Annotated in this window: 12 protein-coding genes; 8 read left to right on the plus strand and 4 right to left on the minus strand. The window is 64.1% G+C overall.

Translation table 11 applies throughout. The features are described from left to right. Positions 1–9: 9 nt before the first annotated feature. Together LB571_RS00060 and LB571_RS00065 are read left to right on the plus strand one after the other, a co-directional pair. Positions 10–798: an acetoacetate decarboxylase gene (locus tag LB571_RS00060; RefSeq protein ID WP_140616765.1), complete on the plus strand. Its 789-nt coding sequence runs from the start codon at positions 10–12 to the stop codon at positions 796–798. Beyond that, complete coding sequence (locus tag LB571_RS00065; RefSeq protein WP_140616764.1) at positions 791–1,951, plus strand: patatin-like phospholipase family protein; 1,161 nt, start codon at positions 791–793, stop codon at positions 1,949–1,951. The genes LB571_RS00060 and LB571_RS00065 overlap by 8 nt, the downstream gene beginning before the upstream one ends. Before the next feature lie 63 nt (positions 1,952–2,014). Here LB571_RS00065 and LB571_RS00070 read toward each other — a convergent pair whose 3' ends face one another. The 3 genes from LB571_RS00070 to LB571_RS00080 all read right to left on the minus strand — a co-directional run bounded on the left by LB571_RS00070 (position 2,015) and on the right by LB571_RS00080 (position 6,060). Then, complete coding sequence (locus LB571_RS00070; RefSeq protein ID WP_224591467.1) at positions 2,015–3,040, minus strand: transporter; 1,026 nt, start codon at positions 3,038–3,040, stop codon at positions 2,015–2,017. An 89-nt stretch (positions 3,041–3,129) separates the two neighbouring features. Further along, positions 3,130–4,740, minus strand: a complete 1,611-nt coding sequence (locus tag LB571_RS00075) for an inorganic phosphate transporter (RefSeq protein ID WP_224591470.1) — start codon at positions 4,738–4,740, stop codon at positions 3,130–3,132. A 105-nt stretch (positions 4,741–4,845) separates the two neighbouring features. Beyond that, positions 4,846–6,060, minus strand: coding sequence for an ROK family transcriptional regulator (locus LB571_RS00080; protein WP_224591473.1), 1,215 nt, complete (start codon positions 6,058–6,060; stop codon positions 4,846–4,848). Between the two features lie 216 nt (positions 6,061–6,276). On the opposite strand from LB571_RS00080, the gene LB571_RS00085 reads away from it, so the two are divergent. From LB571_RS00085 to LB571_RS00110, 6 genes are all read left to right on the plus strand, one after another. After that, the gene (locus LB571_RS00085) at positions 6,277–7,515 is read left to right on the plus strand and encodes an extracellular solute-binding protein (RefSeq protein ID WP_224591478.1); all 1,239 of its coding nucleotides are present in this window, start codon (positions 6,277–6,279) and stop codon (positions 7,513–7,515) included. Positions 7,516–7,702: 187 nt separating this feature from the next. Next, positions 7,703–8,587 carry a carbohydrate ABC transporter permease gene (locus tag LB571_RS00090; RefSeq protein WP_140720142.1) on the plus strand — a complete coding sequence of 295 codons (885 nt, stop codon included), beginning with the start codon at positions 7,703–7,705 and terminating at the stop codon, positions 8,585–8,587. Next, complete coding sequence (locus LB571_RS00095) at positions 8,587–9,432, plus strand: carbohydrate ABC transporter permease (RefSeq protein WP_140662936.1); 846 nt, start codon at positions 8,587–8,589, stop codon at positions 9,430–9,432. The genes LB571_RS00090 and LB571_RS00095 overlap by 1 nt, the downstream gene beginning before the upstream one ends. Next, complete coding sequence (locus LB571_RS00100; protein WP_041163308.1) at positions 9,429–10,451, plus strand: SIS domain-containing protein; 1,023 nt, start codon at positions 9,429–9,431, stop codon at positions 10,449–10,451. The genes LB571_RS00095 and LB571_RS00100 overlap by 4 nt, the downstream gene beginning before the upstream one ends. After that, on the plus strand, positions 10,451–11,389 hold the full coding sequence (locus LB571_RS00105) for a PfkB family carbohydrate kinase (protein ID WP_015315436.1): 939 nt from the start codon (positions 10,451–10,453) through the stop codon (positions 11,387–11,389). The genes LB571_RS00100 and LB571_RS00105 overlap by 1 nt, the downstream gene beginning before the upstream one ends. Beyond that, complete coding sequence (locus LB571_RS00110; protein ID WP_140616756.1) at positions 11,376–12,452, plus strand: ABC transporter ATP-binding protein; 1,077 nt, start codon at positions 11,376–11,378, stop codon at positions 12,450–12,452. The genes LB571_RS00105 and LB571_RS00110 overlap by 14 nt, the downstream gene beginning before the upstream one ends. A gap of 54 nt (positions 12,453–12,506) precedes the next feature. On the opposite strand, the gene LB571_RS00115 is transcribed toward LB571_RS00110, so the two are convergent. Further along, positions 12,507–13,040, minus strand: a complete 534-nt coding sequence (locus LB571_RS00115) for a TetR/AcrR family transcriptional regulator (RefSeq protein WP_224591482.1) — start codon at positions 13,038–13,040, stop codon at positions 12,507–12,509. Positions 13,041–13,140 lie beyond the last annotated feature (100 nt).

Below are 13,140 nucleotides of genomic sequence, written 5' to 3' on the forward strand. Positions count from 1 at the left end.
GGCACCAGCATGGAAATCGCCGATGTCGTGAAGCGCGCCTATGCGATGCCGCTCACCAATCCCTCATTCCCGCCGGGTCCCTATCGCTTCTTCGACCGCGAATACATCATCATCACCTATCGCACGACACGCGAGGCGCTCGAGGCCGTCGTGCCGGCGCCGCTGGAAATCGACGAGCCGCTGGTCAAGTACGAATTCATCCGCATGCCGGACTCCACCGGCTTCGGCGACTACACCGAGACCGGTCAGGTCATCCCGGTGCGCTACAAGGGCCAGCATGGCGGCTACGTCCATTCGATGTATCTCGACGATGACGCGCCGATTGCCGGCGGTCGCGAGCTGTGGGGGTTTCCAAAGAAGCTCGCCAATCCCAAGATCGTCCATGAAGGCGAGGTGATCGTCGGCACGCTGCACTATGGCAGCGTTCTGTGCGCCACCGGCACGATGGGCTACAAGCATCGTGAGGCTGATCATGACCAGGTGCTCGCCTCGCTCGCCGCCCCCAATTTCCTGATCAAGATCATCCCCCATGTCGACGGCACGCCGCGCATCTGCGAGCTGGTCCGCTACTACCTCACCGATATCACGCTGAAGGAAGCATGGACGGCGCCCGCCGCGCTCGATCTGCGGCCCCATGTCATGGCCGACGTGGCGAAGCTGCCCGTGCTCGACATCGTGTCGGCGGTTCACTTCAAGGCCGATCTGACGCTCGGCCTGGGCGAAGTCGTGCATGATTACCTCGCTGACCACAGCCGATCCGCTGCCAGCGCAACCCAGCTGGAGAAAGTCAGTGCTTGATCGTAACCGCAACAAGGCAGCCGCCGCCACCATCGAGGAAATCACGGCGCAGTATGACCGTATCGCGCTGGTCTTTCAGGGCGGCGGCGCGCTCGGCGCCTATCAGGCAGGGGTCTATCAGGCGCTGGCCGATGCCGGCTGCGAGCCGACCTGGCTATCCGGCGTCTCCATCGGCGCCATCAATGCCGCGATCATCGCAGGCAACGAGCCGAGCCGCCGGCTGCAGCGGCTGGAACAGTTCTGGCAGACGATTTCCGGCCGCAAGATCTGGTCCTATACGCCCGAAGGCGACATCTACCGCGATATTCGCAACCAGACCTCATCGTTGATGACGATGACGATGGGCCAGCCCGGCTTCTTCAAGCCGCGCAATCCCAATCCCTGGTTCCAGCTGTCGGGCGCCGAAGGCGCCACCAGCTTCTACGACACCGCCGAATTGAAGGACACGCTGGAGAGCCTGATCGACTTCGACGTGCTGAATGACGGCAAGAAGCGGCTGAGCGTCGGCGCGGTCAATGTCAGGACCGGTAACTTCGTCTATTTCGACACCGAAAAGGTGCGTATCGAGCCGGAGCATATCATGGCCAGCGGTGCGCTGCCGCCGGCCTTTCCTTCGATCCGCATCGAGGGCGAGTACTATTGGGATGGTGGCATCGTCTCCAACACGCCGCTGCAATACCTGCTCGACCAGGAAGAGGACCGTTCCTCGCTGGTCTTCCAGGTCGATCTGTTCAGCGCCCGCGGCGTGCTGCCGCGCGGCATGGCCGACGTGCTGTCGCGCCACAAGGACATCATGTATTCGAGCCGCACGCGGCAGAACACCGACAATTTCGAGCGCATCCATGCGCTGAAGATGAAGCTGCTCGATGCGCTGAAGCGCGTGCCGTCGGAGCAGCTAAGGGAAGGCGAGCAGGAGTTGATCGCCGACTATTCCAACGCCGGCGTCGTCAACATCGTCCACCTGATCTACCAGCACAAAGGCTATGAGGGCCACGCCAAGGACTATGAGTTTTCGGGCACCTCGATGCGCGAGCATTGGGAGATGGGCCTCGAGGACACCGAGCGCACGCTGCGTCACAAGAAGTGGCTGATGCTGCCGACCAATGCCGACGGCGTCACCATCCACGACCTGCATCGCGAAGATCCGACCTGAGCGACCCAAGAGCGGTTCTCCGTTTCCTCGGAACGCAGAGCCGCTCTAGCTGTCTATTTTGGCTCAGAACCTAAGATTGGCGCCGGCTCTCAGCAGGAGCCAGTAGAACAGGCCGGTCGCGCCCCCCGCGATCAACAGCGCCAGTTCGAATCCGCCCGGCGTTTGCGTAAGCGGCAGCCCGGCGGTGTTCATGCCGAACATGCCGACAATCAGCGAGCCCGGCAGAAGCAGCGCGCTCATTACTGCCAGCGCCTTAAGGCTGCGGTTGGATTCGTCCGCGAGCTCGGCGGCGACCTCCTCCTGCAACAGCCGTGCACGGTCGTTGACCATGACGACTTCGCGGTCGAGCCTTTCCAGCCGCGTGGTAAGCCGGCGCAGGATCTCGTGCGCCCCCGCCGACAGCTTCCAGTCCGAGCGGTCCTCGTCCTGGAAAAGTGCCGCCTGCGCCGAGATCGGGCGGTGCAGGGAGACCGCCAGACGGCGAACATCTTTCAGCCGCCGCCTTTCGTCGGCAAGCCGCTCGGTCACCAAATGATCTTCCACTTCGTCGAGCCGCTTGGTGGCGGCAGCGAGCCGCAGGCTGGTGCTGCTGCAGAACGCCAGCACGATCGCCTCGAAAAGTTCGAAGGCGGTGGCGGGCCGCAGCCCCGCGGCCAGCGCCTCGTGCACCTCCTCGACCGCTGCCAGCGGATGGCGGCGGCCGGTCACCAGCAGCCGCTCCGAGACCGCGAAGCGCAACCTGCCGATGGTGGTCGACTGACGCGCGATCTCGCTGTGCAGGTCGGCGGAAATGCCATGGACGACACCATCCTCATGCGTCAGCGAGGGGCTGTCCTCATGGCCTTCGAGGATCGCGTTGGCCGAGGCCGGCAAGTCGCACGTACGGCTGACCCAGGAATGGGCACGCTGGTCGACGAGATCGACATGCAGCCAGACCCAGCCTTCACGCATCGCCAGTGCCGCGCCGATATCGCGCGGAGCAAGCGCCACCGGGGTTTTGCCTGGCAAGCGGTGATAAGCCCAGACCAGGCCAGGCGCCGGATGCTGGTCGTCGACGGCAAGCAGGGCCAGATGCGATGCGTCGTTCATGACTGCCGCCCGAAATCGTCGCGAACCTGTCGCCGGAAAACGAGACGGCGCCAATGTGGCGCCGTCGGTAGTGTTGTCGCTTCGCCCGCTCAGAACACCTGGCGGAAGATGATGAACAGCACGAAGGCCAGCGTGATCGAGCACGGCAGGGTCAGCACCCAGGCGAGCAGCAGGTTGCGCACCGTCGACCATTGCAGGCCCGAGCCATTGGCCGCCATGGTTCCGGCGACGCCGGACGACAGCACATGGGTCGTCGACACCGGCAGACCCAGACGGTCGGCCATGCCGATGGTGACCATCGCCACGAGTTCGGCGGCAGCGCCCTGGCCATAGGTCAGGTGGCTCTTGCCGATCTTCTCGCCGACCGTGACGACGATGCGTTTCCAGCCGACCATGGTGCCCAGGCCAAGCGCCAGGGCCACCGCGACCTTCACCCAGATCGGGATGAACTTCGTCGCGTTGTCGACGGCCTTGTGATAGTCGGTCACCGCCTTGAGATCGGCGGCCTCCATCGGCAGCAACTGCTTCTTGTCGATCAGTTTCAGCGCCTCGCCGATCAGATAAATGTCGTTGCGGGCGTTGCTGACCAGATCGGTCGGCACGGTGTCGACCGAAGCGTAAGGCTGCAGCTCGGCCGTCGTGTTGTGGATGTAGCTCTGCAGAGCGACGGTCGTCTTGTCGCTCCAGCTCCGGGTGCGCACGGCATCCTGCACGGCAGCCTTGGCATCCTTCGCATCGGCGACGGTGACACCGGGCTTCACATATTTGCCCAGCGCGGTCTCCACGCCGACCGAAGCCGACTTGTAGGCTTCGAGATAGTTGATATCGGGGGTGCGGTTGAGCGCATAGGCTGTCGGCACCACGCCGATCAGGATCAGCATGATCAGGCCCATGCCCTTCTGGCCGTCATTGGAGCCATGCGCGAAGCTGACGCCGGTGCAGGTGAAGATCAGCAGCGCGCGGATCCACCAGGGCGGCGGGGCATTGCCTTTCGGCGCCTCATAGAGCGCCGGATTGCGGACGAGAAGCTTCATCGCATAGAGCAGGATCGCCGCGGCGAAGAAGCCGATGATCGGAGACACCAGCAGGGTTACGCCGACATTGGTCGCCTGCGACCAGTCGACGCCGCTGGTGGCGCTGCCGGCAGGTGCCATGAACTGGTTGGCGAGGCCGACGCCGATGATCGAACCGACCATCGTGTGCGAGCTCGACGCCGGCAGGCCGAGGAACCAGGTGCCGAGGTTCCACAGGATGGCGGCCACCAGCAGTGCGAACACCATGGCAAAGCCGGAGGAAGAACCGACCTGCAGGATCAGCTCGACCGGCAGCAGCGACAGGATGCCGAAGGCGACCGCGCCGCTGGACGTGAGAACCCCGAGGAAATTGAAGGCGCCCGACCACATGACGGCGAACTCCGCCGGCAACGAGCGTGTGTAGATGACGGTCGCCACCGCATTGGCGGTGTCATGGAACCCGTTGACGAATTCGAAGCCGAGCGCGATCAGAAGGGCGATGCCGAGCAGGATCCACGGCACCGTCTTGGCCACCGCCAGATCCTGGCTCAGTGCGTAGCCGACATAGACCACGCCGACCAGCACCAGCACACCGAAGACCGGCAGGAACCACTTCGCGCCGCCCGAACTATCCAGCGGATGATCCGGCCTTGGAATGCCCGCCTCGCTAGAAACTATGTCCACCATGTCCCACTCCTATTGCATTGCAGCAAAGAACTGGAAAAGACGCTATGTCCGGACGATGAACCCTGTGTGACGCCGGGAGAGGCTTGGCCTTACGCGCTGTCTCCTTCAGGCGGGACTGGAGCGTGTCTTCAGGATCGCCGAGAACAGCGGATCGAAGGCGCGGCTGATCGGCGCCGCCGCGGCTCCCAACGCAATCGACCAGGGATCGGTGGTGCCGAGCTGCAGGCGCGGCAAGGTCCGGCCTGGCCGGTCGGCGATCGACGAAAGCAGCGGATGCATGGCCTCGACGAGCCGGCGCGCCAGCGCTTCCGGCGCGCCGCTGGTCAGGATGACTGTCTGCGGGTCGAAGATGGTTTCGATGAGATGCACGCTCCAGCGCAGGTCATGGGCCGCGCCCTCGATCCAGCGCATGATCTTCACATCACCCGCCGCGGCCAGCGCGCCGATCTTTCCGTAGAGGTCCTCGTCGGCGGGATCGAGGCCAAGATGCTGGTAGAGCGAGGCGAGCGACGCGCGATGTTCGAGCGGTGTCGAGCCGGGACCGGCCGGCGACAGCAAGGCCATGCCGATTTCGCCGGCATTGCCATGGCCGCCGCTGTACAGTTCGCCGTTGAGGATCAGTCCGGCGCCAATGCCATAGCCGACATAAAGACACACTGCGTGGTCGACGCCGTGCGCGGCGCCGACGATGCGCTCGGCCGTCGCGCAGGCGGCGGCATCGTTCTGCAGGCCGACATTCAGTCCCGTGCCCTTGGCCAGCATGTCCAGCAGCGGAAACTTCTGCCAGGCCGGCATCATCCATTTGTCATCCGAATTTTTCAGGCCAAACGGTCCGGGCATGGCGACACCCAGGCCGACGAGGCGTTTTTCCGACTGCAACGAGATACCGGCCAGTTCGCGCCGGACGCCATCGATCAGGCCGAGGATCACCTCGACGCCCCTGGAGGGCTCATCGAAAGGCAGGTTCGCCTCGGCCCGCGCCAGCACGCGGCCCATCAGGTCGACCGCGACCGCCCGCGTCAGGTGACGGTCGATCTGAAGGCCGATGGCGAAAGCGCCTTCAGGCACCAGCCTGTAGGGGGTCGACGGTTGCCCCCTGCCCTTGCGCACCGCATCGAGCGCAACGACCAGGCCGTCGCGTTCCAGGTCCTCGATGATGTTGGAAACCGCCTGCTTGGTAAGCTGCGTCGCTCGCGCCAGATCGGCCCGCGACAGCGCGCCGTTGAGACGCAGCGCCTCGACCATGACACGGCGGTTATGCGCGCTCGTGCCTTCCTGGTTGGTGCCGCTCTTGGCACGAATCGGGCTGATGTCGTCCACCGGCGTTTCCCCTCTTGACACCATTAGAATATTGATCGACTAATTAAGTCAAGCGAGTTGACTTAATGTAACCGAGCACCGCAAAACAAGAAGGCAAAGGCTTCCGCCTGTCGCCACTGGTCAGCCGGCACCATCAGGTCACGCGACATGGATCCGGGAAGACGATGCCAAACATCTGGCAGCGCCGGCCCGTCAACGCTGCAATGGGAGAAGAAAATGCTTAAGACGATCACCAAGACACTGGTCGGCGCGATTTTTGCCGGAGGACTGTTCGTCCCCCACGCTTTCGCCGAGACGACGCTCAACGCGCTTTTCATGGCGCAGGCCGCCTACAGCGAGGCCGACGTGCGTGCGATGACGGATGCCTTCACCAAGGCCAATCCGGACGTCAAGGTCAATCTCGAATTCGTCCCCTATGAGGGCCTGCACGACAAGACCGTGCTCGCCCAAGGGTCGGGCGGAGGCTATGACGTCGTCCTGTTCGACGTCATCTGGCCGGCCGAATACGCCACCAACAAGGTTCTGGTCGATGTGTCTTCCAAGATCACCGACGACATGAAAAAGGGCGTGTTGCCTGGCGCCTGGACCACGGTGCAGTATGACGGCAAGTCCTATGGCATGCCGTGGATCCTCGACACCAAATACCTGTTTTACAACAAGGATATCCTGGAAAAGGCCGGCATCAAGGCCCCGCCGAAGACCTGGGAAGAACTCGGCGCACAAGCCAAGATCATCCAGGACAAGGGCCTGCTGAAGACGCCGATCGCGTGGAGCTGGTCGCAGGCGGAAGCAGCCATCTGCGACTACACCACGCTGGTCAGCGCCTATGGCGGCGAATTCCTCAAGGACGGCAAGCCGGACTTCCAGAATGGCGGCGGCCTGCTGGCCCTGAAATACATGGTCGACAGCTACAAGTCGGGTCTCACCAATCCCAATTCCAAGGAATTCCTCGAAGAGGACGTGCGCAAGGTTTTCGAAAACGGCGATGCCGCCTTCGCGCTGAACTGGACCTACATGTATAACATGGCCAACGACCCGAAGGACTCGAAGGTGGCCGGCAAGGTCGGCGTCGTGCCGGCGCCGGGCGTTGCCGGCACCAGCGAAGTGTCGGCCGTCAACGGTTCGATGGGTCTCGGCGTCACCGCGGTCTCGAAGCATCCGGACGAAGCCTGGAAGTACATCACCTTCATGACCTCGCAGGCGACGCAGAACCAGTACGCCAAGCTCTCGCTGCCGATCTGGGCCTCGTCCTATGACGACCCTACGGTCACCAAGGGCCAGGAAGAACTGATCGCCGCCGCCAAGCTCGGTCTGGCCGCCATGTATCCGCGTCCGACCACGCCGAAATACCAGGAGCTGTCGACCGCGCTGCAGCAGGCAATCCAGGAATCGCTGCTCGGGACGTCTTCGCCGGAAGACGCCCTGAAGACCGCCGCGCAGAACAGCGGCCTCTGAGACAAGCCAGTCGTTCGATACGGGCGGCACTACAGCGTTGCGTCCCTTATGACGCGCAAAAGACGCTGTAGCACTTTCTATCTTGTGCATGATCCTTTCCGGAAATCGGCCTCCGATTTCCGGGGTCATGCGCGAGTGCCGCCCGTGCTATGTCCAGATCACAGATGAGAGAAGAGAGGCTGCTCTGATGTCGAGCACCTGGATGACGACCCGCGCATGGCTCTTGATGCTGCCTTTGCTCGTGGTCATGGTCGCCGTCATCGGCTGGCCGCTGGTCGATACGGTCGGGCTCTCCTTCACCGATGCCAAGCTGGTCGGCACGGCTGGCAATTTTGTCGGCTTCGACAATTATTCCAACATGCTGTCGAGCACCAACTTCTCGCGCACACTGATCACCACGACCCTGTTCGCGATTATTTCGGTTGCCGCCGAAATGGTGATCGGCGTCCTCGCCGCCCTGCTGCTCAACCAGGACTTTCGCGGCCGCGCAATCCTGCGCGCCCTGATGATCCTGCCCTGGGCATTGCCCACGGTGGTCAACGCCACGCTGTGGCGGCTGATCTACAATCCCGAATATGGTGCGCTGAATGCCGCCTTGACGCAGTTGCACCTCATCGACGCCTATCGGTCCTGGCTCGGCGAGCCGGGAACGGCGCTGGCTGCCCTCATCGTTGCGGACTGCTGGAAGAACTTTCCGCTGGTGGCGCTGATCGCGCTCGCCGCCCTCCAAGCGGTGCCGCGTGACATCACCGCCGCCTCGCTCGTCGATGGAGCGGGACCGTTCAACCGTTTCCGCTTCGTCATCCTGCCCTATCTCGCCGGCCCGCTGATGGTGGCGCTGGTGCTGCGCACCATCGAGGCCTTCAAGGTCTTCGATATCATTTGGGTGATGACACGCGGCGGTCCGGCAAACACCACGCGAACACTCTCGATCCTCGTCTACCAGGAAGCGTTCTCCTTCCAGCGCGCCGGCTCGGGCGCGTCGCTGGCGCTGATCGTCACCTTGCTCGTCACACTGCTCGCCGTCGCCTACGCCGCCCTGGTGCGAAAGACTGCCGGGAGCGCCGCCTGATGGAGCGCAAGAGCCTCGCCTTCACCGTCTTCATTTATGCCTGCGCGCTGCTGCTTGCCGCGATCATCCTGGCGCCTATCGCCTGGCTGTTCATCATGAGCATTTCGCCGGCCGCCGATCTCGCCGCCAAGCCGCTGCGCTGGTGGCCGCAGGCAGCCGACTTCTCCCGCTACCAGCAATTGCTGTCGACGGCCGAAAACAGCGCCGGCGCCGCCTTCACCTCGTCGCTGCGCAACAGTCTTGAGATCGCCGCCATGGCGACGCTGGCGGCACTCGCCTTGGCCATCCCCGCCGGCTGGGCGGTTTCGCGCACACCGTCGATCGGCTGGTCGCTGTCGATGGTCATCGCCACCTACATGCTGCCGCCGGTGGCGCTCGCCGTGCCGCTCTATATGGGCCTGTCGCATCTTGGCCTGCTCAACAATGTCTTCGGCCTGACGCTTGTGTATCTCACCATACTGGCGCCCTTCACCACCTGGCTGATGAAATCCGGCTTCGATTCCATCCCGCGCGAGATCGAGGCCGCGGCGATGATCGACGGCGCCGGCCTGTTCCAGACATTGCGCATCATCACCTTGCCGCTGGCCGCGCCCGTGATGGCGACATCGGCACTGTTCGCCGTGCTGCTGGCCTGGGACGAATTCTTCTATGCGTTGCTGTTTACCTCCGACCAGCGCGCCAAGACGCTCACCGTCGCCATCGCCGATTTGGCCGGCGGCCGTGTTTCCGACTACGGATTGATTGCCACGGCTGGCGTGCTGGCCGCCTTGCCGCCGGTGCTGATCGGCCTCGTCATGCAGCGGGCGCTGATCTCGGGCCTGACCAGCGGCGGTGTGAAAGGATGAACATGACTGCAGATAAAGAACGGCCGGCCGGACTGACCGCCATCGACCGCGAAATGGCGCGCCAGCACGCCGATGCGCGTGCTTCGTTCGAGAACAACGCTGCCATGGCGGCAGACGTCGCCGCTTCGATCAGGAAGAGCGGCCGCCTGCTTCTGCTTGGCATGGGCGGCTCGCACGCGGTCGGCCGTGCCGTCGAGCCGCTCTATCGTGCACTCGGCATCGATGCGCTGGCGCTGCCACTGTCCGAGCAGCTCGGCCAACCATTGCCGCTGGCGGACCGGACGGTGCTTGTGACTTCGCAATCCGGCGAGAGCGCCGAAGTCGTCAGATGGTTTGCGCAGGCCGGCGGCAGCTCGGACGTTTTCGGCCTGACGCTCGAAGGCGGTTCATTTCTCGCCCGCACCGCGCCTTGCCTGGTCGGCGCCGGCGGCACGGAGCTGGCTTTCGCCGCAACCCGCAGCCTGACCGTGACCCTGGCCCTGCACCTGGCCATCCTGGCGGCTCTGGGGGAGGATCCGGCCCCTGCCCTTGCCATGCTCGAAGCTCCGCAGGATTGCGATATCGCCCAAGCACTCGCCGCGATTGGCAAGGTGGATACGATCGTCACCTCCGGCCGCCGCCTGCAGGGCGTGGCCGAAGCCCTGGCGCTTGGCTTGACCGAACTGTCGCGGCTGCCCTGCTTTTCGCTCGAAGGCGGCCAGTTGCGGCACGGGCCGATGGAGATGCTTGGCCCGCAGATCGGTGTTGTCCTGTTTCGCGGCGCCGACCCGACTTCGGAGCTGGTGACCGCGATGGCACTTTCGGTGGTCGAAACCGGCGCGCCGCTGGTCATCTTTGACGCGTCCGGACAAGCGCCGGTCGCCGGGGCCGTCACGCTCACGTTCAAACCAGCCGCGGGGATGGCCGCTATCCTCGCAATGCTGCCGGTGGCACAGCGCCTGATGATCGCCTTCGCGGACGGTCGCGTCGACAATGCGGGCACGCCGGTGCGCACCACCAAGATCACCAGGAGCGAGTGATGCGCCCGCTCGCGGTGATCGGCAACGTCAATGTCGACCTGATCGTCGGCCCGGTCGCGCCATGGCCGAAGGCGGGAACCGAGACCGTCGTCGACCATGACGAATTGCGCGTCGGCGGCCAGGCCGGCAACACCGGGCTCGCCTGGCAAGCGCTGGGCGTCGACTTTGCGATTGCCGCCAATGTCGGTGACGACCAGTTCGGCCGCTGGCTTGGTGAGGCTTTTGGCGTCCGCGCCGCGAAATGGGCTATCCGGCCCGAAGGCACGACATTGTCGGTCGGGATGACCCACCCCGATGGCGAACGGACCTTCTTCACCACACGCGGGCACTTGCCACGCTTCGGCCTCGCCGATGTCTTGTCGGTTCTCGACGGCCCCGTACTCTCCGGTGGCTACGCCCTGCTCTGCGGCTCCTTCCTGACGGAAGACCTCACGCGCGACTACAATGCTTTTTTCGACTGGGCCGACAGCCACGGCGTTGCCGTGGCACTCGATACAGGCTGGCCGATCGATGGCTGGACCGCGGCCAATTGCGCCGCGACGAGGACATGGCTGTCGCGCTGCGCGCTGGCGCTGTTCAACGAGGTTGAGACGGTGACCCTGGCGGGGTTGCCAAGTCCGGCGGAAGCGGCGCGTGAAATCCGATCCAGCATGAGGCAAGGCGCGACCTTCGTCGTCAAGCGCGGGCCACGCGGCGCCATCGCCATCAGCCCGGACGGCACTCTCGTCGAAGCCGCCGCGCCCGACGTCAGGGTGGTCGACACGATCGGTGCCGGCGACGTCTTCAATGCCGCCTTCTTGGCCGCATTGGCACAGGAACGGCCGCTGTCCGCTTGCCTCCGCGCCGCTACGCACGTCGCCTCGCGCGCCATTTCCACCTTGCCCCGCAACTATGGCGGGCCAGTGCAGTTTGAGGGTCCCATGCATGAGCGCGCTTGAAATCCGCGGCATCCGCAAGAGCTACGGCAGCGTCGAGACGCTGAAAGGTATCGACATCGCGCTGCAGAGCGGTGAATTCCTGGTGCTGCTCGGCTCGTCGGGTTGCGGAAAATCGACGCTTCTCAACATCATCGCCGGCCTTGCCGAGGCGACCAGCGGCGACGTCCTGATCGGTGGCCGCTCGATCCTCGGCGTCCACCCCAAGAACCGCGATATCGCCATGGTCTTCCAGTCCTACGCGCTCTATCCGAACCTGACCGTGCGCCGCAACATCGGCTTTGGACTGGAGATGCGCGGCGTCGCGGCCGACGAGCGCGACAGGGCGGTGAACGAAGCGGCAAGGCTGCTGCAGATCGAGGCTCTGCTCGATCGCAAGCCGAGTCAGCTTTCCGGCGGCCAGCGCCAGCGCGTCGCCATCGGCAGGGCCCTGGTGCGCAAGCCGCAGGTCTTCCTGTTCGACGAGCCGCTGTCCAATCTCGACGCCAAACTGCGCCTGGAAATGCGCACCGAATTGAAGCGCCTGCACCAAATGCTGCGGACGACCGTCGTCTACGTCACCCATGACCAGATCGAGGCGATGACGCTGGCCAGCCGCATCGCCGTCATGCGCGACGGCAGGATCGAGCAGCTCGGCACCCCCGAGGAGATCTACAACGACCCGGCGACACTCTACGTCGCCGGCTTTGTCGGCGCGCCGTCGATGAACATGCTGCAGGCCACCGTCACCGACGGCAAGCTGGCCATTGCCGGATCCGATGTATGGATCCCCGTGCCGGCACGCTATGCGAATGCGGCACGTGAGGGTGCACAAATGGTCGTCGGCATCAGGCCGGAAGCGCTGCGTGCGGCGACCGGAGCCGCCGCGGAGCTGTCACTGCCCGTCGAGATCGAGGTCGTCGAACTGACCGGCCCCGAGCTGGTCACCACGGCGCGGATCGGCACGCAACGGCTGACGGCCAGCTTGCCGCCGCGCGCCCAATTCGCCAAGGGCGAACAGCGCAACCTCGCCTTCGACGAGGCCGCGCTTCGCTTGTTCGATCCTTCGACGGGCAAGGCCCTGTAAGCGCCGTCGATTGAACGATCGCGGCAGCGTCGTCCTCCTCGCGCGCAGGCAAGCCTATTTGGCGATATCGAGAAGTGACGACACCAGCAGGTCCCGTTCGTCCTTTGACAGCACGTCGGAATCGAACAGGTTCATGCTGCGCAGTCCTTCGATGGCGAGATAGCAGACCAGAAGCGATTTGAGGTCCGGCGCCTCGCCCTTCAACCGCTCGAAAAGCTGCCGCTTGAATGTCTTGATCGGCATCATGAAATCGGGATCCTCGGCGATCGCCGAGAATATCCAGGATGCCGATGGCTGCTTCTCCTCGCAATCCTCGGCTGACAGCCTGATATAGACGGCGAGGGGATTTTTGCCCTTGTCGTTCCTGTTGGCGGATTCCAGCGCTTGCTCGAAATCGCGCAGATAGCCTTCGACCAGGCCTTGCATCAATTTCGCCTTGGTGGGGAAGTTGTAGAGCAGCCCGCCCTTCGACACGCCGGCGCGGTTGGCAACGGCATCGAGCGACAGGCTGCCGGGCCCGGATTCCCGGGCAACATCAGCCGCCGCGGCGAGAATCTTCTCGCGCGAGTTCGGTCGTTGGGCTCTCATGGCGCCTCCCATCGCAAGCTTAGGCCCAATTGACAAGACCGTCCAGACGGTACAGTAAGACCGCCACTATTTGAAATCGGGACCCGCAGTCGATATGTGT

It is taken from the genome of Mesorhizobium sp. BR1-1-4 (assembly GCF_020165375.1).
Taxonomy (GTDB): domain Bacteria; phylum Pseudomonadota; class Alphaproteobacteria; order Rhizobiales; family Rhizobiaceae; genus Mesorhizobium; species Mesorhizobium australicum.

Excerpts from the sequence above, each read along its gene's own strand:
- LB571_RS00060 (WP_140616765.1), top strand. The coding sequence starts at position 10 with ATGGAAATCGCCGATGTCGTGAAGCGCGCCTATGCGATGCCGCTCACC.
- LB571_RS00070 (WP_224591467.1), bottom strand. The coding sequence starts at position 3,040 with ATGAACGACGCATCGCATCTGGCCCTGCTTGCCGTCGACGACCAGCAT.
- LB571_RS00075 (WP_224591470.1), bottom strand. The coding sequence starts at position 4,740 with ATGGTGGACATAGTTTCTAGCGAGGCGGGCATTCCAAGGCCGGATCAT.
- LB571_RS00085 (WP_224591478.1), top strand. The coding sequence starts at position 6,277 with ATGCTTAAGACGATCACCAAGACACTGGTCGGCGCGATTTTTGCCGGA.
- LB571_RS00090 (WP_140720142.1), top strand. The coding sequence starts at position 7,703 with ATGTCGAGCACCTGGATGACGACCCGCGCATGGCTCTTGATGCTGCCT.
- LB571_RS00095 (WP_140662936.1), top strand. The coding sequence starts at position 8,587 with ATGGAGCGCAAGAGCCTCGCCTTCACCGTCTTCATTTATGCCTGCGCG.
- LB571_RS00100 (WP_041163308.1), top strand. The coding sequence starts at position 9,429 with ATGAACATGACTGCAGATAAAGAACGGCCGGCCGGACTGACCGCCATC.
- LB571_RS00105 (WP_015315436.1), top strand. The coding sequence starts at position 10,451 with ATGCGCCCGCTCGCGGTGATCGGCAACGTCAATGTCGACCTGATCGTC.
- LB571_RS00110 (WP_140616756.1), top strand. The coding sequence starts at position 11,376 with ATGAGCGCGCTTGAAATCCGCGGCATCCGCAAGAGCTACGGCAGCGTC.
- LB571_RS00115 (WP_224591482.1), bottom strand. The coding sequence starts at position 13,040 with ATGAGAGCCCAACGACCGAACTCGCGCGAGAAGATTCTCGCCGCGGCG.